The 21,387-nt window shown below is 61.6% G+C and carries 15 protein-coding genes; 8 read left to right on the top strand and 7 right to left on the bottom strand.

Annotation, left to right across the window (positions count from 1 at the left end; genetic code table 11):
• Positions 1-4: 4 nt before the first annotated feature.
• From BKX96_RS10325 to BKX96_RS10310, 4 genes are all read right to left on the bottom strand, one after another.
• Positions 5-952, bottom strand: a complete 948-nt coding sequence (locus tag BKX96_RS10325; protein WP_077183764.1) for a SphA family protein — start codon at positions 950-952, stop codon at positions 5-7.
• Positions 953-1,098: 146 nt separating this feature from the next.
• On the bottom strand, positions 1,099-2,550 hold the full coding sequence (locus BKX96_RS10320; RefSeq protein WP_077183763.1) for a DUF1254 domain-containing protein: 1,452 nt from the start codon (positions 2,548-2,550) through the stop codon (positions 1,099-1,101).
• 10 nt (positions 2,551-2,560) lie between these two features.
• Positions 2,561-3,352 carry a hypothetical protein gene (locus BKX96_RS10315; protein WP_077183762.1) on the bottom strand — a complete coding sequence of 264 codons (792 nt, stop codon included), beginning with the start codon at positions 3,350-3,352 and terminating at the stop codon, positions 2,561-2,563.
• Between the two features lie 315 nt (positions 3,353-3,667).
• Positions 3,668-4,093 (bottom strand): YciI family protein, encoded by a 426-nt coding sequence (locus BKX96_RS10310; RefSeq protein ID WP_046818108.1) that lies wholly within the window; start codon positions 4,091-4,093, stop codon positions 3,668-3,670.
• Positions 4,094-4,314: 221 nt separating this feature from the next.
• On the opposite strand from BKX96_RS10310, the gene tpx reads away from it, so the two are divergent.
• The 7 genes from tpx (at position 4,315) to BKX96_RS10275 (ending at position 17,201) form a co-directional block, all read left to right on the top strand.
• Positions 4,315-4,815 (top strand): thiol peroxidase, encoded by a 501-nt coding sequence (gene tpx, locus BKX96_RS10305; protein ID WP_046032182.1) that lies wholly within the window; start codon positions 4,315-4,317, stop codon positions 4,813-4,815.
• Between the two features lie 177 nt (positions 4,816-4,992).
• Positions 4,993-6,309 carry an MdtA/MuxA family multidrug efflux RND transporter periplasmic adaptor subunit gene (locus BKX96_RS10300; RefSeq protein WP_077183760.1) on the top strand — a complete coding sequence of 439 codons (1,317 nt, stop codon included), beginning with the start codon at positions 4,993-4,995 and terminating at the stop codon, positions 6,307-6,309.
• Positions 6,306-9,410, top strand: a complete 3,105-nt coding sequence (locus tag BKX96_RS10295) for an MdtB/MuxB family multidrug efflux RND transporter permease subunit (protein WP_077183759.1) — start codon at positions 6,306-6,308, stop codon at positions 9,408-9,410. The genes BKX96_RS10300 and BKX96_RS10295 overlap by 4 nt, the downstream gene beginning before the upstream one ends.
• Positions 9,407-12,514 carry an efflux RND transporter permease subunit gene (locus BKX96_RS10290; protein WP_077183758.1) on the top strand — a complete coding sequence of 1,036 codons (3,108 nt, stop codon included), beginning with the start codon at positions 9,407-9,409 and terminating at the stop codon, positions 12,512-12,514. The genes BKX96_RS10295 and BKX96_RS10290 overlap by 4 nt, the downstream gene beginning before the upstream one ends.
• Entirely contained in the window at positions 12,511-13,992 is a 1,482-nt protein-coding gene (locus BKX96_RS10285; protein ID WP_077183757.1) for an efflux transporter outer membrane subunit, read from the top strand. The genes BKX96_RS10290 and BKX96_RS10285 overlap by 4 nt, the downstream gene beginning before the upstream one ends.
• A 289-nt stretch (positions 13,993-14,281) precedes the next feature.
• On the top strand, positions 14,282-16,363 hold the full coding sequence (locus tag BKX96_RS10280; protein WP_046818113.1) for a putative bifunctional diguanylate cyclase/phosphodiesterase: 2,082 nt from the start codon (positions 14,282-14,284) through the stop codon (positions 16,361-16,363).
• 91 nt (positions 16,364-16,454) lie between these two features.
• Positions 16,455-17,201: an SDR family oxidoreductase gene (locus tag BKX96_RS10275; RefSeq protein WP_046818114.1), complete on the top strand. Its 747-nt coding sequence runs from the start codon at positions 16,455-16,457 to the stop codon at positions 17,199-17,201.
• Between the two features lie 63 nt (positions 17,202-17,264).
• Here BKX96_RS10275 and mapR read toward each other — a convergent pair whose 3' ends face one another.
• The 3 genes from mapR to BKX96_RS10260 form a co-directional block, all read right to left on the bottom strand.
• The gene (mapR, locus tag BKX96_RS10270; RefSeq protein WP_077183756.1) at positions 17,265-18,674 is read right to left on the bottom strand and encodes a GntR family transcriptional regulator MpaR; all 1,410 of its coding nucleotides are present in this window, start codon (positions 18,672-18,674) and stop codon (positions 17,265-17,267) included.
• 131 nt (positions 18,675-18,805) lie between these two features.
• Positions 18,806-20,236, bottom strand: coding sequence for a cytochrome c oxidase accessory protein CcoG (gene ccoG, locus BKX96_RS10265; RefSeq protein WP_077183755.1), 1,431 nt, complete (start codon positions 20,234-20,236; stop codon positions 18,806-18,808).
• Between the two features lie 195 nt (positions 20,237-20,431).
• Positions 20,432-20,665, bottom strand: a complete 234-nt coding sequence (locus tag BKX96_RS10260; RefSeq protein ID WP_077183754.1) for a DUF3203 family protein — start codon at positions 20,663-20,665, stop codon at positions 20,432-20,434.
• A 127-nt stretch (positions 20,666-20,792) separates the two neighbouring features.
• Between BKX96_RS10260 and BKX96_RS10255 the strand changes: the two genes are divergently transcribed.
• Positions 20,793-21,296 carry an MgtC/SapB family protein gene (locus BKX96_RS10255; RefSeq protein ID WP_077183753.1) on the top strand — a complete coding sequence of 168 codons (504 nt, stop codon included), beginning with the start codon at positions 20,793-20,795 and terminating at the stop codon, positions 21,294-21,296.
• Positions 21,297-21,387 lie beyond the last annotated feature (91 nt).

The following is a 21,387-nucleotide window of genomic DNA, read 5'->3' as shown; positions in this document are numbered from 1 at the left end:
GCTCCTAGAAAAATGCCAGGGTCATGTTGGCGGCGATGCCGTTGCCTTCAGGCCGGTTCTTGGTGTCGAACTCCGGCACCCAGCGCAGGCTGAAGTTGGCCTGGGCATCGGCGAACTTGCCGGTCCAGCCAATCGCCGGGCCGGCACCGACCGAACGCCCGCGAAAGCCGCTGCTGGCGCCCGACCCGGAGTCATCGTTGATCTGCTGGATGTAACCCGCCGCCATGCCGGCCGCCCAGCCGTTGCCGAAACCGTGGGTCCACAGCAAATCGAAGGTGAAGAGGTCGCCGTTCTGGTAGTCCGTGTCGTCGTTCTCGGTATAGAACTCCAGCCCGCTGGAAAGCGTGAACTCGCCACCCTTGCCGTCGAGATGGGTGAAGGCCACGGTGGGCATGAAGGTATAGGTGTTCTGCCCGGCGTTGGCCAGGCGATTGACGTTGTAGGCGCCGGTGGGCACGTAGATCGGCAGCGAGAACGAGATGTGGTTGACCTCGTCGAAGTGATAACCGGCGGCGATCGGCGTCACCAGCATGTCGGCGAACTGGGTGGCCTTGTCCTCGGTGCCCAGGGTGCGGCCACGGGGGCCGGTGATGCTCGCGGTGACGTCGGTGTACTGCACCGGCACGCCGATGGCCGAGGCGTAGTTCCAGCGCCCCTTGCCGGTATCCCAGACATGGGTGAAGTTGGCCATGGTGTAGGACACCTTCATGTCCAGATCGGAACTGATCGCACCACCTATCGGTATCTGAGAGTTGCCCTTGAGGTCACCGTCGTACCAGATGCTGGTCAGGGACATCACCCAACCCGGTTCCGGTGGCACGATCCCGGCGTTGGAAAACACTTGTTGCCCGGTGATCGGCCGGCCAACGCCACCCTCGGCTGCCAGTAACAGCGGACAACTGCCGACCAGGCACAGCGCCAACAACGGGCGCACTACGTAACGCTTGATCATGACTTGCTCCGCTTATTGATTGTGTGGGTTAACAGGGGTCATCAACGGCATCTGCCATTGGCCGTGGTGGCTTGCGGTTTTGGCAGATACAAGGGCGGATAACAGAATGCGGTTATTCATGACTCTTCCTTATTGAACACTCGGCGTCATTCCACGGCCGTGATGTCGTCGAGTTTCCAGCTCTTGTCGAAATAGGCCAGGGTCGGGGCATACAGGCGGAAATAGCTGAACCAGTGTTTGCCCGGCAGGGTCTGCACCCAGTTGCTTTCGAAACCTTCTGGCGCGGTGGGGCCGAAGTACAGGTCCACTGAGCCATCGGCGTTCTTTTTCAGGTCCTGGCGCGATGACAGGTCGGCCTTGCGCTGCGGGTTGTCGATCAGGCAGCGGCTGTCGATGTCATAAACCGTCATCGACCAGAACTGCTTGGCCGGCGGATTGGCGTCGACGTGCAGGCGATAGCTCTTGGCGCCGTCGAGCCAGTTGCCCTTGGCGTCGGTATAGGCGCCGAGGTAGGTCTGGCCCAGCCCCGGGGTTTTCGACACCATGCCTTTGGTGTTGGTGACCGCCTCGTAGAACCAGGCGCTGCGCTCCCACAGTTGGTCGTAGTAAGCGACGCGCTGGGACGGATCGCTGATGTTCAACACCGTGTCCCACTGCCGGTCCGGCCAGTATCGGGCGCCGGGAAAGCGTTTGGCGAAGGTGTTGGCCTTGGCGATCAGTTCGCCGATTTGTGCACCCTGTTCCAGGGCCTTGCGCTGGGCATCGGTCGGGTTGAACGGTTTGTGCTTTTCGATGCCCAGGCTGGCGAGCATGGCCATGTAGAAGCGATCCCGCTCGTTGACCGGTTCTTTCTGGATGACCTGGTGCAAGCGTTCCCAGTACGCCATGCCCCTTGGCTGGGTGCCGGACCAGGCTTTGCCGCCGGGGGAGAGCAGTTTGGTCTGGCCGGGCTCGCTACGTTTGGCGTAGGGGTACATCCGGAATTGCTCGACCAGCGCCTTGCCCTTGGCGGGGTCGGGGTCGAGCACGCGAAAACCCACCAGCACATTCATGGTTTGCGACTTGGCCAGGTAATACTTGCCCGCATCGGCCGGTGGCTCGGTGCCCGGGGGCAGCACCAGGTATTTGCCGCCCTTGCCTTCGTCCGGGCCGGTCTGGCCCATGTCGATGATTGCCCGTTGCCAGAAATCGCCAATACCGCCTGCGGTGGGGCCAGGGGGTAACTCGATCACCAGCGGGCCGGTTTCATTGAGATCGACAAAACCCAGGATGTAGGGCGTGGTGGCGTTGGCGGTGATGACCCCGAGCTTGTCCTCGTAACTGTCGAGCACCATCAGGTCACCGCTGCGGGCGCCCAGTTTGTCGCGGAACTCTTCCTGCCATTGCGCGTAGGACACCAGCGGCAAGGCCCACAGGTAACTCTGGGTGGCCTGCTGGAAATCCAGTTCGGCGTAGAGTTTGGCGATGGCGTCATGGGCCGGCAAATCACCCTCCATGGCGATCTTGCCGATCCGGGTGTCCAGTTCCTGGGCACCGACCCCGCAACTGACGAACATCGTCATCAGGCTGAAACCGGCTGCGCGAAGGGCAACGTGCATTGGGGATTCCTTATTGACCGAACGTGGCGTTGAGGCCGACGAACAAGGTGAATTGCGGCATGCCATCGCCTTTTTTCTCGACGGTCCATTGCGGTTCAACAAAGGCGTTGACGATATTAGGCCCGTCTTTCCACACTTTGCCGCCACCCAAACCGAGTGGGATGTAGTGGGTGTCGTTCTTCAGGTCGTAGGTCCAGATGCCGGTGGAGCGCAGGTACCAGCCTTTTTCCAGGTTATGGATGATGAAGGGCTGCATCGTTGCGCTTTCGACGTTGGGCCGGTCGTGGTCGCCAGCGAACGAGCTCTGGTACTGAACCAGGGCGCCCAACAGGCCGCGGGGTGAAGCGTCGATCGCCACCGCGGCCAGGCCGCCTTGCCATTTGCCGGTGCCGAGCTCGTCCTGGTCGGCGGTGGGGGCGGTGATCATCGGCCCGATACCCAACTGCACGCCTTCGGTCTTCACCAGGAAAATATCGAACAGGTTCAGGTCGCCTTCGCCGGTGCTGTAGCCACTGCTCGGGTCCGGGTGGGTACTGATCGGCGCCGTGGCGCGTATCAGTTGCGGCACAGCGATGTAATCGTTGGGCGCAATCGGCAGCGTGCCGCGTATTAGCAGGTCATTGGTATGGATATTGGAGTCGTAGTACCTGGGGGTGTAGTAATCCTGAGCGCTCATGCCTGGCGCGAAGTTCAGCGGATTGTTGCTTTTATTGGCGGTGTCCGCGTTCTCCGCCTGGGCGCAAACAACAGGCGCAAGCAAGGTCGCCAAAAAAAAGGCGTAGGTCCCCATTTTGTTCAGCATGATTCCCCGATTCCTTGGTGGCTCATTTGGATAACTCGGCACTTGGCGGCCGTTACTACGTAAGCTCTTTCCTATCAGCCTGTAGGACATGTCTGTAGACGCTAGCAGCTAACCACTAAATCGCTAGTCGAAAGGGTTAATTCCTTGGTTTTGTCTACGCGTTCGCAATAATTTTGTGTACTAAAAAGTTAATACGAATCAGAGGGTTGTGGGGATGGTTGGTAACTGGTGGGTTTGGATGCGCTCTGATGGCAAGTGTCGCACCTACAAGAGGTTGGCTTGCAGGTGCGAGGCTTGGGGTGTTTGCTGCAACCTTCAGTTCTTGTTTCCCTGCCCGAACGCGCGCTCTTCCTGCTCGCGCAACTCCGGGGTCAACTCCGCGCCGAAATCATCCAGTTCGAACACCTGGCGGATCTCGATCTCGGCTTCGGTGCCCGGCATCGGGTTGGGGCAGCGCTTGACCCACTCGATGGCTTCTTCTTTCGACTTGACTTGCCACAGCCAGAAACCGGCGATCAGCTCCTTGGTTTCAGCGAAGGGGCCGTCGATGACCGTGCGTTTATCGCCGGAAAAGCGCACACGGGCGCCTTTGCTGCTCGGTTGCAGGCCTTCGCCGGCGAGAAGGATGCCGGCCTTGGCCAGCTCCTCGTTGTAGTTGCCCATGGCAGTCAGCAGTTCGGTGCTGGGCATGATGCCGGCTTCGGAGTCCTGGCTGGCCTTGATGATGATCATGAAACGCATGGTGTTGTCTCCGTTGGATTTGGGTTGTTCACTTATAGTCGAACGATCGCCGGCCGAATCGACAACGGTGTCGCAACAAATTCCTGTGGCCAAGGGTTGTATGCAATCCTGTGGGTCGACACATGACAATTTATGTTTGGCCATAGGTCGTCGGACAATTTCGTGGTTAACTTCTGCCTCTTCAAAATTCTCCACCACCAACGTTCAGAAGGACTCCGTTCATGGCTCAAGTCACTCTTAAAGGCAACCCGGTTCAAGTCAACGGCCAACTGCCTCAAGCCGGTTCCAAGGCGCCAGCCTTTTCCCTGGTTGCCGGCAATCTGTCTGACGTCACCCTGAAAGACTTTGCCGGCAAGCGCAAAGTGCTGAACATCTTCCCAAGCGTCGACACCCCGACCTGCGCCACTTCGGTGCGCAAGTTCAACGCCCAGGCCAACGATGTCGCCAACACCGTGGTGCTGTGCATCTCCGCTGACCTGCCATTCGCCCAGGCTCGCTTCTGCGGCGCCGAAGGCCTGGAAAACGTACAGAACCTGTCGACCCTGCGCGGTGCCGAGTTCATCGAGAACTACGGCGTGGCCATCGCCGACGGCCCGCTCAAAGGCCTGACCGCCCGTGCCGTGGTGGTACTGGACGAGAACGACAACGTGCTGCACAGCGAGCTGGTCAAGGAAATCGCTGAAGAACCGAACTACGAAGCGGCCCTTGCCGTTCTGAAATAAGTCAGGTTTTACAATTGTTAACGGCCTGGCCCTGTCCAGGCCGTTTTCATTTGTGTTTCAGTATCTTGGATATCTCTCCTGTTACGTAAGCCGAAGGTAAATTGCCGGTAAAGGCGCTTTGCTTATCACCCACCAGTGCTTATCGTTCAGCCTCATGTAAAACAAGCCCACGCCCCAATGGTTGATCACTCAATGCAATCCTCCGTTTCCCGTAGTCCCCGTCGCTGGCTGTTTGGCCTGCTGGTCCTGTTGGTCATCGCCGTCCTGTGCTGGAAATTCTGGCCGGGCAGCGCTGTGCCGAAAGAGGGCGCAGGGCAAAAAGCCGTGTCCGGGCACACCGGCAGGTCAGGCGGGATGCGCCCGGGGTTCGGCGGTGCTGCAGGGCCGGTGCCGGTGCGTGTGGCGCCGGCGGTCACCGGTGACTTCCCGCTGTATTACAAGGCCCTGGGCACGGTGACGGCGCTGAACACCATCAACGTGCGCAGCCGCGTCGGCGGTGAGCTGGTCAAGATCCATTTCGAGGAAGGGCAGATGGTCAAGGCTGGCGACCTGCTGGCAGAAATCGACCCGCGTCCTTACCAGAACGCCTTGCTCCAGGCAGAGGGCACCTTGCTGCAGAACCAGGCGCAGTTGAAGAACGCCCAGGTGGATGTCGAGCGTTATACCGGCCTGTACCGCGAGGACAGCATCGCCAAGCAGACCCTGGACACCGCCGTGGCGCTGGTCGGTCAGTACCAGGGCACGGTCAAGACCAACCAGGCGGCGGTCAACGACGCCAAGCTCAATCTCGAATTCACCCGGATCCGCGCACCGATCGCCGGTCGCGTCGGCCTGCGCCAGCTGGACGTCGGCAACCTGGTGGCGGCCAACGACACCACCGCGCTGGCAATCATCACCCAGACCCAGCCCATCAGCGTGGCCTTCACCTTGCCGGAAAACAGCCTCGACGTGGTGCTGGCGCGCTATCGCAGCGGTGCCAAGTTGCCGGCCGAGGCCTGGGATCGCGGCGACACCAGGCTGCAGGCCACCGGCGTGCTGCAGAGCCTGGACAACCAGATCGACGTCACCACCGGCACCCTGAAATTCAAGGCGCGCTATGAGAACCGCGACCAGTCGCTGTTCCCCAACCAGTTCGTCAACGTGCGCCTGCTGGCGGACACCCTCAAGGGCGTGGTACTTGCGCCATCCGCGGCGATCCAGTTCGGCACCAACGGCACCTTCGTCTATGCCCTGGACGGCGACAAGAAGGTCAAGATCCGCCAATTGAAAATCGGCGCCAGCGACGGCGAGAACACCGTGGTCACTGAAGGCCTGTCTGCGGGTGAAAGGGTGGTGCTGGAGGGCACCGATCGCCTCAAGGACGGCAGCGAGGTGGAAGTGGTCAACGACCCGCAGCAAGTGCCGACCAACCCGGCCGGCCACCTGCAGGGCAAATCGGCGGCCACCACGACTGAACCGGCACCTGCCGACAAGGCGAAAAAGGGCGGCGCATGAATCTCTCGCGGCTGTTCATCCTTCGCCCGGTAGCGACCACCCTGAGCATGCTGGCCATTATCCTGGCCGGCGTGATCGCCTATCGCCTGTTGCCGGTGTCGGCCTTGCCCCAGGTCGATTACCCGACCATTCGCGTCATGACCCTGTACCCCGGCGCGAGCCCGGATGTCATGACCAGCGCCGTGACCGCACCGCTCGAGCGCCAGTTCGGGCAGATGCCCGGCCTGACCCAGATGGCGTCCACCAGCTCCGGCGGCGCCTCGGTGCTGACCCTGCGGTTCAGCCTCGACATCAACATGGATGTCGCCGAGCAACAGGTGCAGGCGGCGATCAACGCCGCGACCAACCTGTTGCCCAAGGATTTGCCGGCACCGCCGGTGTACAACAAGGTCAACCCGGCCGATACCCCGGTACTGACCCTGGCCATCACCTCCAAGACCATGCTGTTGCCCAAGCTCAATGACCTGGTCGACACCCGCATGGCGCAGAAGATCGCCCAGATCAGCGGCGTCGGCATGGTCAGCATTGCCGGTGGCCAGCGCCAGGCGGTGCGGATCAAGGTCAACCCTGAGGCCCTGGCGGCCAACGGCCTGAACCTGTCGGACGTGCGCACCCTGATCGGCGCCTCCAACGTCAACCAGCCCAAGGGCAACTTCGACGGCCCGACCCGGGTGTCGATGCTCGATGCCAACGATCAACTGACCTCGCCCAAGGACTACGCCAACCTGATCCTGGCCTACGCCAATGGCGCGCCGTTGCGGCTCAAGGACGTGGCGGAAATCGTCGACGGCGCGGAAAACGAACGCCTGGCGGCCTGGGCCAATGAAAACCAGGCGGTGCTGCTGAACATCCAGCGCCAGCCCGGGGCCAACGTGATTGAAGTGGTGGACCGGATCAAGGCCTTGCTGCCGAGCATCACCGACAACCTGCCGGCCGGCCTCGATGTCACCGTGCTGACCGACCGCACCCAGACCATTCGCGCCTCGGTCACCGACGTTCAACACGAATTGCTGATCGCCATCGCCCTGGTGGTGATGGTCACCTTCCTGTTCCTGCGCCGGGCCAGTGCGACGATCATTCCGTCGGTGGCCGTGCCGCTGTCGCTGATCGGCACCTTCGGCGTGATGTACCTGGCCGGTTTCTCGGTCAACAACCTGACCCTGATGGCCCTGACCATTGCCACTGGTTTCGTGGTGGACGATGCGATCGTGATGCTGGAGAACATTTCCCGGTTCATCGAAGAGGGCGACAGCCCATTGAATGCAGCGCTCAAGGGCGCCAAGCAGATCGGCTTCACCCTGATTTCCCTGACCCTGTCGCTGATCGCCGTGCTGATCCCGCTGCTGTTCATGGCCGATGTGGTGGGGCGGCTGTTCCGCGAATTCGCCATCACCCTGGCGGTGGCAATCCTGATTTCCCTGGTGGTGTCCCTGACCCTGACACCGATGATGTGCGCGCGGTTGCTCAAACGCGAACCGAAGGAAGAAGAGCAGGGCCGTTTCTACCGCGCCAGTGGCGCAACCATTGATTGGATGATCGCGGCTTACGGGCGAAAGTTAAAGTGGGTTCTCAAGCATCAACCCCTGACCCTGATGGTGGCCATCGGCACGCTGGCGCTGACGGTGTTCCTGTACATGGTGGTGCCCAAGGGCTTTTTCCCGGTGCAGGACACCGGGGTGATCCAGGGCATTTCCGAAGCGCCGCAGTCGATTTCCTTCGCTTTGATGAGCGAGCGCCAGCAGGAACTGGCCAAGGTGATCCTGGCGGATCCGGCAGTCGAGAGCCTGTCGTCCTACATCGGTGTCGACGGCGACAACTCGACGCTCAATAGCGGTCGGTTGCTGATCAACCTCAAGTCCCACAGCAACCGCGACCTGAGCGCCACTGAGGTGATCGCGCGCTTGCAACCGGAGCTGGACAAACTGGTAGGCATTCGACTGTACATGCAACCGGTGCAGGACCTGACCATCGAAGACCGGGTCAGTCGCACGCAGTATCAGTTCAGCATGTCGTCGCCGGATGCCGAACTGCTCAGTCTGTGGAGCGGGCGCCTGGTCGAGGCCCTGGCCCAACGGCCGGAGCTGACCGACGTCGCCAGTGACTTGCAGGACAAAGGCTTGCAGGTCTACCTGGTGATCGACCGCGACGCCGCGTCGCGGGTCGGGGTGTCGGTGTCGAACATCACCGATGCCCTGTACGACGCCTTCGGTCAGCGGCAGATTTCCACGATCTACACCCAGGCCAGCCAATACCGCGTGGTGTTGCAATCGCAGTCCGGGGAGAAGATCGGCCCGCAGGCGCTGGAGCAGATCCACGTCAAGACCACCGATGGCGGGCAGGTGCGCCTGTCCAGCCTGGCGCACATCGAAGAGCGCCAGGCGCAACTGGCGATCACCCACATCGGCCAGTTCCCGGCGGTGATGATGTCGTTCAACCTGGCCCCCGGCGTGGCGCTGGGGCATGCGGTGGAGATCATCGAGCAGGTACAGCAGGACATCGGCATGCCGATTGGCGTGCAGACCCAGTTCCAGGGCGCGGCCGAAGCCTTCCAGGCGTCGCTGTCGAGCACCTTGCTGCTGATCCTCGCGGCGGTGGTGACCATGTACATCGTGCTGGGCGTGCTCTACGAGAGCTACATCCATCCCATCACCATTCTTTCGACCTTGCCCTCGGCGGCGGTCGGCGCCTTGCTGGCATTGATCCTCAGCGGCAATGACCTGGGCATGATCGCGATCATCGGTATCATCCTGCTGATCGGTATCGTCAAGAAGAACGCGATCATGATGATCGACTTCGCCCTCGACGCCGAACGCAACCAGGGCATGGACCCGGAGACGGCGATCTATCAGGCGGCGCTGCTGCGTTTCCGGCCGATCCTGATGACCACCCTGGCGGCCCTGTTTGGTGCGGTACCGTTGATGTTGGCCACCGGTTCCGGCGCGGAATTGCGTCAACCGTTGGGTCTGGTGATGGTCGGCGGCTTGCTCTTGAGCCAGGTCCTGACCCTGTTCACCACGCCGGTGATCTACCTGTATTTCGACCGTCTCGGTCGGCGCTGGGGTCGCAAGCCTGAAGCCGTGGAAGCGGTAGAGCAGCCATGAACCTCTCCGGTCCTTTCATCAAGCGCCCGGTGGCAACCATGTTGCTCAGCCTGGCGATCATGCTGTTGGGCGGGGTAAGTTTCGGCCTGCTGCCGGTCTCACCGTTGCCGCAGATGGACTTCCCGGTGATCGTGGTCCAGGCCAGCCTGCCTGGCGCCAGCCCCGAGGTCATGGCCTCAACCGTGGCCACGCCGCTGGAACGTTCCTTCGGCGCCATCGCCGGGGTCAACACCATGAGCAGCCGTTCCAGCCAGGGCTCGACCCGGGTCATCCTGCAATTCGACCTGGACCGCGACATCAACGGTGCGGCGCGGGAAGTGCAGGCGGCGATCAACGCCTCGCGCAACCTGCTGCCCAGCGGCATGCGCAGCATGCCGACCTACAAGAAGGTCAACCCGTCCCAGGCGCCGATCATGGTGCTGTCGCTGACCTCGGACGTGCTGGAAAAAGGCCAGCTCTATGACCTGGCGTCGACCATCCTGTCCCAGAGCCTGTCGCAAGTGCAGGGCGTCGGCGAAGTGCAGATCGGCGGCAGCTCCCTGCCGGCGGTGCGCATCGAACTCGAACCCCAGGCGCTGAACCAGTACGGTGTAGCCCTGGACGATGTGCGCAACACCATCGCCAACGCCAACGTGCGCCGACCCAAGGGCTCGGTGGAGGATGACCAGCGGTTGTGGCAGGTGCAAGCCAACGACCAGCTGGAAAAGGCCAAGGACTACGAGTCGCTGATCATCCACTACGCGGACGGCGCAGCCCTGCGCCTGAAGGACGTGGCCAAGGTCAGCGACGGTGTCGAGGACCGCTACAACAGCGGCTTCTTCAATAACGATTCGGCGGTGCTGCTGGTGATCAACCGCCAGGCCGGTGCCAACATTATCGAGACCGTCAACGAGATCAAGGCCCAGTTACCGGCGTTGCAGGCCGTACTGCCGGCCAGCGTCAAGCTGAACCTGGCCATGGACCGCTCGCCGGTGATCAAGGCCACGCTGCACGAAGCGGAAATGACCTTGCTGATCGCCGTGGCCCTGGTGATCCTGGTGGTGTTCCTGTTTCTCGGCAGCTTCCGCGCCTCGCTGATCCCGACGCTGGCGGTCCCAGTATCGCTGGTCGGCACGTTTGCCGTGATGTACCTCTACGGTTTCTCACTGAACAACCTGTCGCTGATGGCGTTGATCCTGGCCACCGGGCTGGTGGTAGACGATGCCATCGTGGTGCTGGAGAACATCTCCCGGCACATCGACGCGGGTGTGCGGCCGATGAAGGCGGCGTACCTCGGCGCCCAGGAAGTCGGCTTCACCTTGCTGTCGATGAACGTGTCGCTGGTGGCGGTGTTCCTGTCGATCCTGTTCATGGGCGGGATCATCGAGAGCCTGTTCCGCGAATTCTCCATCACCCTGGCGGCAGCGATCGTGGTGTCGCTGGTGGTCTCGCTGACACTGACGCCCATGCTCTGCGCGCGCTGGCTCAAGCCGCACACACCGGGCCAGGAGAACCGCCTGCAGCGCTGGAGCCAGCGGGCCAACGACTGGATGGTCGGCAAATACGCCACCAGCCTCGATTGGGTGTTGCGTCACCGGCGCCTGACTTTGCTTAGTCTGTTTTTGACAATTGGCGTTAACATTGCACTGTATATCGTTGTTCCTAAAACATTTTTACCGCAGCAAGACACCGGCCAACTGATCGGTTTCGTGCGTGGTGACGATGGCCTGTCGTTCAGCGTAATGCAGCCGAAAATGGAGACCTTCCGCCGCGCCGTGCTCAAGGACGACGCGGTGGAAAGCGTCGCCGGGTTCATCGGTGGCACCAACGGCACCAACAACGCCTTCATGTTGGTGCGCCTGAAACCGATCAAGGAGCGCAGTATTTCCGCGCAAAAGGTCATCGAGCGCCTGCGCAAGGAAATGCCCAAGGTCGCCGGCGCGCAACTGATGCTGATGGCCGACCAGGACCTGCAGTTTGGCGGTGGTCGCGAACAGACCTCGTCGCAGTATTCCTACATCCTGCAAAGCGGTGACCTGGGCGCGTTGCGCGAGTGGTACCCGAAAGTGGTGACCGCACTCAAGGCGCTGCCGGAACTGACAGCGATCGATGCCCGCGAAGGCCGAGGCGCCCAGCAGGTGACGCTGATCGTCGACCGCGACCAGGCCAAGCGCCTGGGCGTGGACATGGACATGGTCACGGCGGTGCTCAACAACGCCTACAGCCAGCGGCAGATCTCGACCATCTACGACAGCCTCAACCAGTATCAGGTGGTGATGGAGGTCAATCCGAAGTATGCCCAGGACCCGATCACGCTCAAGCAGGTGCAGGTGATCACGGCGGACGGCGCGCGGATTCCGCTGTCGACCATCGCCCATTACGAGAACAGCCTGGCCGACGATCGGGTCAGCCATGAAGGCCAGTTCGCCTCGGAAAGCATCGCCTTCGACATGGCCGAAGGCGTGACCGTGGAGCAGGGCAGTGCCGCCATCGAGCGGGCGATTGCCGCGGTGGGCCTTCCGGAGGACGTCATCGCGAAAATGGCCGGCACCACCGATGCCTTTGCCGCGACCCAGAAGAGCCAGCCGTGGATGATCCTCGGCGCGCTGGTGGCGGTGTACCTGGTGCTGGGCGTGCTGTATGAGAGCTACATTCATCCGCTGACCATTCTCTCGACCTTGCCTTCGGCGGGTGTCGGCGCGCTGCTGTCGATCTATGCCCTGGGCGGCGAGTTCAGCCTGATTTCGTTGCTCGGCCTGTTCCTGCTGATCGGTGTGGTGAAGAAAAACGCCATCCTGATGATCGACCTGGCATTGCAGCTTGAGCGCCATCAGGGCATGGCACCGCTGGAGTCGATTCGCAATGCCTGCCTGCAACGTTTGCGGCCGATCCTGATGACCACCCTGGCTGCGATCCTCGGCGCGTTGCCGCTGTTGCTGAGCCGCGCGGAAGGGGCGGAAATGCGCCAGCCGCTGGGCCTGACCATTATCGGCGGGTTGATCTTCAGCCAGGTGCTGACCCTCTACACCACCCCGGTGGTTTACCTCTATCTCGACAAACTGCGCCATCGCTTCAACCACTGGCGTGGGGTGCGTACCGATGCTGCCCTGGAAACTCCGCTATGACTGACCGTTCGCTGTTTAACCTGGCTGCACCGCTGATCACTGTCCGCGGCTCGCGCTTGCTGAGCCTGACGCTGTGCGTGGCGATGCTTAGCGCCTGCGCCGTGGGACCGGATTACCAGCGCCCGCAAACCGCGGAACCGGCGCAGTACAAGGAAGCGGCCGGCTGGCGCCAGGCCAATCCGAGTGATTCCCTGGCCCGGGGTGCGTGGTGGGAGCTGTACGGCGATCAGCAACTCAATGGCTTGATCGAAAAACTCAACAGCGCCAACCAGACCGTTGCCCAGTCCGAAGCCCAGTACCGCCAGGCCCAGGCCTTGGTACGCAGCGCCCGGGGCGCGTTTTTTCCGACGGTGGACCTGACCTTGGGGAAAAACCGTTCCAGCCAGGGCACCGGCAGCAGCAGTTCCAGCCTGACCAGTTCGTCCAGCGGTATTCGCGACACCTACACGGCCCAGGCCGGGGTCAGTTGGGAAGCCGATGTCTGGGGCAAATTGCGCCGCGGTCTTGAGGCCGACACCGCCAATGCCCAGGCGAGTTTCGCCGACCTGGCGGCAATGCGCCTGAGCCAGCAGTCGGAGCTGGTGCAGAACTACCTGCAACTGCGGGTGATGGACGAGCAGAAGCGCTTGCTTCAAGCAACCGTCGCGGCCTACCAGCGCTCACTGAAAATGACCGAAAACCAGTACCGTGCCGGGGTCTCCGGCAAGGACGCGGTGGCTCAGGCGCAGACGCAACTCAAGGGCACCGAGGCGGACATGGTCGACCTGATCTGGCAACGTGCCCAGCTGGAAAACGCCATCGCCGTGCTGATCGGCTTGCCACCGGCCCAATTCAGTTTGGCGGAAACCCAAACCATCCCCGCCCTGCCAGCGGTGCCACTGAGCTTGCCTTCACAACTGCTGGAGCGCCGCCCAGACATTGCCTCGGCCGAGCGCTCGGTGATTGCCGCCAACGCCAACATCGGCGTGGCCAAGGCCGCTTATTACCCGGACCTGACCCTGAGCTTGAACGGCGGCTACAGCAGCAGCACGTCGAAAGACCTGTTCAGCCTGCCGAATCGTTTCTGGTCGGTCGGCCCGCAACTGGCCATGACCTTGTTCGACGGTGGACAGCGTTCTGCGGAAGTGGATCGCAGTGAGGCGGCTTACGACGAAACCGTGGCCAAGTACCGTCAGACCGTCCTCGACGGCTTCCGCGAGGTGGAGAACTATCTGGTCCAGCTCAAGGTGCTGCAGGACGAAGCCGTGGTACGCCAGCAGGCGCTGGACGCAGCACGTGAATCGCTGCGCCTGACCGAGAACCAGTACAAGGCGGGGGTGATCGCCTATCTGGATGTGGTGGTGGTCCAGGCCGCGGCCTTGAACAATGAACGCAGCACCCTGGACCTGCTGCAGAACCGCCTGATCGCCAGTGTGCAGTTGATTGCGGCGCTGGGGGGTGGATGGGATGGGCAGCTTGAGGTGAGTGATACCCCCTGATCGCCGACCCATCTCCCACGGCCGTACCCGATCCCTGTAGGAGCTGGCTTGCCAGCGAAGGCGTTTGAAAGACTGGCGCAAGGTTCGAGGACGCCTTCGCCGGCAAGCCAGCTCCTACAGGGGGCACGCGTGCGGACGGAGTTAATGTAAAACCTTAAAACAAGCGTTTCATCGGGCTGATGGCCTTTTGCTCATTTTCTGAGTGTCGTTCTCATTTGGAATCAGTACAATCGCCGCATTTACACCTCCGAGAACGGAAGCAGTACGGGGGTGATTACGAGACACTTCCATGCTCATCGGTAGTTATTCCCCAACGCTGGTCATCATTTCGCTCTGTGTGGCAATCCTCGCCTCATACACCGCACTGGACCTGACCGGGCGTATTGCCACGGCCAAGGGCCGGGCTGTGCATTGGTGGACGGCGGGCGGGGCGTTTGCCATGGGCGTCGGTGTGTGGTCGATGCATTTCATCGGCATGCTCGCCTTCAAGTTGCCCATCGACCTGGGGTACGACCTCTCCATCACCATGCTGTCGCTGCTGATCGGCATCCTGTCCTGCGGCTTCGCCCTGTGGCTGGTGAGTCAGGCGCAGCTGCCGATCTGGCAGCTGGGGTTCGGTGCGCTGGTCATGGGGGCCGGGATCAGTGCCATGCATTACACGGGCATGGCGGCCATGCGCATGCAGCCTGGCATCGATTACGACCCTGCGCTGTTCAGCGCGTCATTGTGCATAGCGGTTGGTGCCTCGGGCGCTGCACTCTGGATTGCCTTCCGCCTGCGCCAGCACACGCCTCATGTGCGCCTGATCCGTGGTGGCGCGGCGGTGATCATGGGCATTGCCATCGTCGGCATGCACTACACCGGCATGGCCGCCGCGCAGTTCCCCGCCGGCAGCTTTTGCGGCGCAACCGTCAATGGCCTGCAAGGCAACGGCCTCGACAACCTGGTCCTGATCACCACCCTGGCGGTATTGAGCATTGCCTTGCTGACCTCGATCCTCGATGCGCGCCTGGAAGCCCGGACCGCCAACCTTGCGCAGTCGCTGACCGAAGCCAATCGCGAACTGACCCAACTGGCCCTGCACGACACGCTGACCGGCCTGCCCAATCGGGTGTTGCTGGCCGACCGCATCGATCAGGGGATGTCCAGGGTCGACAACGAGGGGGGATGCCTGGCGTTGATGTTCATCGATCTTGATGGCTTCAAGCCGGTCAATGACGCTTTCGGCCACCATATGGGCGACCAGTTGCTGCGTGAAGTCAGCCTGCGCCTGCGTGAAGATCTACGTGGCCAGGACACCTTGGCGCGCATCGGCGGCGATGAGTTCGTGCTGCTGGTGCAATTGAGCGAGCCGGACGACGCGATGAACCTCGCGGCCCGCCAGGTCAGCCTGATCGGTCGCGCCTTCCGGGTGGCCGAACATGACTTGCAGATCTCCGCCAGCGTCGGCATCGCCCTGTACCCGGGCAATGGTCAGACCGCTCACGAACTGTTGATGAACGCCGACGCGGCGATGTATCACGCCAAGGGGACGGGCAAGAACGGCTACAGCTTCTTCGATGCCTCGATGAACAACAACGCGCGCAAGCAGCTGCAATTGCTGCAAGACCTGCGCAATGCCGTGGAGCAGAAAGAGTTCAGCCTGCACTACCAGCCAAAATTCGATGCCAACAATGGCCTTCCTGTCGGCGCCGAAGCGTTGTTGCGCTGGCAGCATCCGACCCAGGGCATGCTGCTGCCGGACAAATTCATCGAGCTGGCGGAGAAGACCGGGCTGATCATTCCCATCGGCGAATGGGTCCTCAACGAAGCCTGCCGCCAGATGCGCGAATGGTATGTGCTCGGTTACACCGACTGGCGCATCGCGGTGAACCTCTCGGCCTTGCAGTTCTGCCATGCAGGCCTGGTGCAGAGCGTCGCCAGGGCGCTGGCCACGCACCATTTGCCGGCCAACAGCCTGACCCTGGAAATCACTGAAACCACGGCCATGAGCGATGCCGATGCGAGCATGACGGTACTGCAGGAGCTGTCGGACATGGGCGTCGACCTGTCCATTGACGACTTTGGCACCGGCTACTCGAGCTTGATGTACCTCAAGCGCCTGCCGGCCAACGAGCTGAAAATCGACCGCGGTTTTGTCCGCGACCTGGAACGTGACAGCGATGACGCCGCCATCGTTTCGGCCATCGTCGCCCTCGGTCAGGCACTGGGCTTGCGGATCGTCGCCGAAGGTGTGGAAACGGGCTCGCAGCAGGACTTCCTGACTCAGCTCGGTTGCGACTCTTTGCAAGGCTATCTACTGGGGCACCCGTTGCCGGCCGAACGCTTCATGAAGGAAATCCACCGTTCCGAGCAATTGGCCCTGGCTTGATCTGCCGGGACCCATTACGGTTTCATGCAAAATCCGCCAATGGCGGTTATTCTTCCCCCGACTGCAAAGGCTTTAATTGGGGAAAGTGTGCATGGACAAAGTCATCGTCATCACCGGCGGAAGTCGCGGTATTGGTGCGGCAACAGCGCTGTTGGCCGCCAAACAAGGCTATCGGATCTGCATCAACTACCAGTCCGATGAACAGGCGGCGCAAACGGTACTGGACCAGGTCCGGGCGTTAGGCGCCCAAGCCATCGCAGTGCGCGCCGACGTCAGCATCGAAGATGAAGTCGTCGCCTTGTTCAACCGGGTGGACAGCGAGTTGGGCCGAGTCACGGCGCTGGTGAACAACGCCGGCACTGTCGGGCAAAAGTCCCGGGTTGACGAAATGTCCGAATTCCGCATCCTCAAGATCCTCAAGACCAACGTGCTGGCACCAGTACTCTGCGCCAAGCACGCCATCCTGCGCATGTCGCCCAAGCACGGCGGGCAGGGCGGCAGCATCGTCAACGTCTCCTCAGTTGCCGCGCGCCTGGGGGCACCCAACGAGTACGTCGACTATGCAGCCTCCAAGGGCGCGCTCGACACCTTCACCATTGGCCTGTCCAAGGAAGTGGCGGGCGAGGGGATTCGGGTCAATGCGGTACGGCCGGGCTATATCTATACCGATTTCCATGCGCTGAGCGGCGATCCGGATCGGGTCAGCAAGCTGGAGTCGGCGATTCCGATGGCCCGTGGCGGGCGACCGGACGAAGTGGCGGAGGCGATTGTATGGTTGCTGTCGGACAAGGCGTCCTACGCGACGGGGACCTTTGTCGATTTGGGTGGCGGTCGGTAAGTATTCAGGATCAACAGATCGCAGCCAGCCTGTAGGCGCTGCCGCAGGCTGCGATCTTTGCTTTTAGAAGGATCTGACAATCCGCCCCAGCGTCTCCATCGCCTTTTCCGCCGCCTCATCCCAAGGGCTCCCATAATTCAACCGAATGCAGTTGCTGAACCGCTGCGTCGGCGAAAAAATCGGCCCCGGCGCAATGCTGATGCCCTGTGCCAATGCCATCTGGAACAACTTCAATGAATCCATCTGCTCGGGCAGTTCCAGCCAGAGGAAATAGCCGCCCGCCGGCTGGCTGACGCGGGTTTGCGCCGGGAAATAGCGGGCAATGGCCGACAGCATGGCGCTTTGCTGTTCCTCCAGGGCGTACCGCAGCCTGCGCAAATGCCGGTCATAGCCGCCGTGCTGCAGGTAATCGGCGATGGCGGCCTGGGCCGGCATCGAAGCACAGAGCGAGGTCATGAGCTTGAGCCGTTCGATTTTCTGCGCATAACGCCCGGCAGCGACCCAGCCGATGCGGTAACCCGGTGCCAGGCTCTTGGCGAACGAGCCGCAATGCATCACCAGGCCTTCGGTATCAAACGCCTTGGCCGGTTTGGGCGCCTGTTGGCCGTAATAGAGTTCGGCGTAGACGTCGTCCTCGATCAGCGGCACCTGATGGCTGCGCAGCAATTCCACCAGTTCGCGTTTTTTCACTTCGGGCATGGTCGCGCCCATGGGGTTCTGGAAACTGGTCATGCACCAGCAGGCCTTGATCGGATGCCGTTCCAGGGTTTGCGCCAGCACTTTGAGGTCGATGCCGTCGCGCGGATGTACGGGGATTTCCACGGCCTTGAGTTTCAAACGCTCCAGCACTTGCAGGCAGGCGTAGAACGCCGGGGCTTCGATGGCCACCAGGTCGCCGGGTTGCGTCACCGCTTGCAGGCACAGGTTCAGCGCTTCCAGGGCGCCGTTGGTGATCAGCAGTTCCTCCATCGGCAGCATCAGGCCGCCGACCATGTAGCGCAGGGCGATCTGCCGGCGCAGTTGCGGGTTGCCCGGCGACATGTCGGTGACCACCATGCGCGGGTCCATCTCGCGGCTGGCGCTGGCCAGCGAGCGTGACAACCGTTGCAGCGGAAACAGGGTCGGGCTGGGGAATGCCGAGCCGAAGGCTACGGTGTTCGGGTCCTTGATCGAGTCGAGGACCGAAAACACCAGTTCGCTGACGTCGACTTCCGTGGATTCAGTGACCTGGCTGCTGATCTGCGGCTCGGAAAACGGCCGTGGCGCGTGGGCGTTGACGAAGTAGCCGGAACGCGGGCGGGCGCGAATCAGGCCGCGGCGCTCGAGCAGGTAATACGCCTGGAACACCGTGGATGGGCTGACCCCGTAGGTCTGGCTGGCATAGCGCACCGACGGCACGCGCTGGCCCGGCCCGAGGACACCGGTGCGGATCAGTTCAGCGATATCATCGGCGAATTTTTCGTAGCGTTTCATCCTAAGCCCGGATTGGTGTCATTCAGAAAAAATGAGGTGAGTTTTTCGCGAGCAAGCCCGCTCCCACAAGAACGAGGCAGTACCTGTGGGAGCGAGCCTGCTCGCGAATGGCAGCACCGCAGTCTAAGGGATCAACGGTTCATCGGTGCAACAAACCGGCTCTTCGCCTCGCTGAAGACGCCTGGCTCATCGCTGTCGACGACCTTGAAGCTGATGCCCTGCGAGCTGCTGCCCGGCCGCTGCGTAGTCATTGCCACCGATACCGGCACATCGACAATCTCGCCCGGCGCCAGGCTCAGCTCGGTCTTGCCATGCAACTGGAAGCCGTCGCCGTCGACCAGGGCCAGTAGGTAGTCTTGGCGTTGCTGGGTTTTGTTGATGACCTTCAGGCTATAGATGTTCTCGATCTGCCCCTGACTGTTCTCGCGGAACAGGCCGCGGTCCTTGCTGACGTCCAGCGACACCATCGGCCGCTCCATCAGCGCGACGACCAGGGCAACGATCATCACCAGCAGCACGGCGGTGTAACCGATCAAACGTGGCCGCAACAGGTGAGTCTTGCCGCCTTGCAACTGATGCTCCGAGGTATAGCTGATCAGGCCGCGTTCGTAGCCCATCTTGTCCATGATCGAATCACAGGCGTCGATGCACGCCGCGCAGCCGATGCACTCCATTTGCAAGCCGTCGCGAATGTCGATGCCGGTCGGGCACACCTGCACGCACAGCTGGCAATCGATGCAATCACCCAGGCCGGCCTCGGCCGGCTTGGCCTCGCGCTTGCGCGGGCCACGGTTCTCGCCGCGGGCCACGTCGTAGGAAATGGTCAGGGTGTCCTTGTCGAACATCACGCTCTGGAATCGCGCATATGGGCACATGTGCATGCACACCGCTTCGCGCAGCCAGCCGGCATTGATGTAGGTGGCGCCGGTAAAGAACAGCACCCAGAACAGGCTGACGCCGCCCATGTGCAGGGTCAGCATCTCTTCGGCCAGTGGGCGGATCGGGGTGAAATAGCCGACGAAGGTCAGGCCGGTCAACAGGCTGATCGCCAGCCACAAGCTGTGCTTGGCCGAACGGCGCATCAATTTGTTCAGCCCCCAAGGTGCCGTTTGCAGCTTGATGCGCTGGTTTCGCTCACCTTCGGTGATTTTCTCGCACCACATGAAGATCCAGGTCCAGGAGCTCTGTGGGCAGGTGTATCCGCACCAGACGCGGCCGGCGAACACGGTGATCGCGAACAGGCCGAATGCGGCAATGATCAACAGTGCCGAGAGCAGGATGAAATCCTGCGGCCAGAACGTCGCGCCAAAAATGTGGAATTTGCTTTGCGAAAGGTCCCAGAGCACCGCCTGGCGACCGCCCCAGTCCAGCCACACGGTACCGAAGAACAACAGGAACAGAACACCCGCGCCGCTGATGCGCAGGCTACGGAACAGACCGGTGAAGCTGCGGGTATGGATCAGGTTGTCGCTGGACTTGGCCTTCATCTTTGTACGCGAAGGCTCAAAAGTCTTGACTGGGGCGGCACTCTCAAGGGTTCGGACGGGGATTCTATCGCTCATGGTCTTTCGCTCATCAGCCTCCATCAGGCATGAGCACTATGAGCGGCGATCTGTTTTCATAACAGACTCAGGTATTGCATTAAAAACCGGATCAGATGCGCGCGTACAGTCCTTCTGCGACAAGTTGAAGCACCTGTCGCAGCTGGTCGCAGACGTTTATGTCAGGCACTTGCGGTTTAGGTTGATCTGCGTCAGTCAAATCACCGAATCACTGCCGGTGGCCTTCAAATGCCGGCGACCGTCCACCGCACCTGCAACGGTCAAAGCGTCGGCTTCTGCTTCGGTGATGTAGATCCGCTGGCCGTTAAGGTCAACCGCCGACATGGCTTTGGCCCCATCGGTAACAATGGTCACATCGGGGCACAGGCGAATTTCCTCGCCGTTTTCGGTGGTAAAGAAGCAGGTCTCGTTTTCGATGCGTACGGTCATGACGTGATCCTTGTTTTTACGACTGATGCATCATTAGGCTACCTGCGCCGAGCATCGTTCTGTGCAACTGATTAATGGTTGCTGCGGTCCATGCTCCATGACCATTGCTGTTATCAAGGAAAGTGCGATGAACGCCTGGTGGCATGAAGTCTGGGTGACCCTGCAAGCCGAGTTCGCCGACATCGGCGATGCCGCGCAATTGACCCGCATCACCGTGCGCCTGCTGATGGCCGCGGTGCTGGGCGGTATTCTCGGTTTCGAGCGCGAACACAAGGGCAAGGCCGCGGGAGTGCGCACCCATATGCTGGTGGCGCTGGGTGCGGCGTTGTTCGTGCTGGTACCGCAAATGTCCGGCTCCCAGGCCGACGCGATGAGCCGGGTGGTGCAAGGCGTGATCGCCGGGATCGGCTTCCTTGGCGCCGGCACCATCTTGAAAAACCAGGAAGGTGACGAAGGCCATGTCAAGGGCCTGACCACTGCCGCCGGCCTGTGGATGACCGCCGCCATTGGCGTGTCCGCCGGGTTGGGGCGGGAGGCGACGGCGGTGCTCAGTACGTTGTTGGCATTGTTGATTCTTGGCGTGATGCCGAGGATCGTGAAGCTGATCGATAAAGACAAAGACCCTGTGTAGGAGCTCAAGCCCCGATCGCCAGCAAGCCGGCTCCTACAGATTGGCGCAGTGTCCATCAATTAACGTCCACCGACGAACCTGTAGGAGCTGG

Origin of the sequence: Pseudomonas putida (assembly GCF_001976065.1) — a bacterium.
GTDB lineage: Bacteria > Pseudomonadota > Gammaproteobacteria > Pseudomonadales > Pseudomonadaceae > Aquipseudomonas > Aquipseudomonas serbica.
This window is presented reverse-complemented; position numbering and strand designations above follow the sequence as displayed.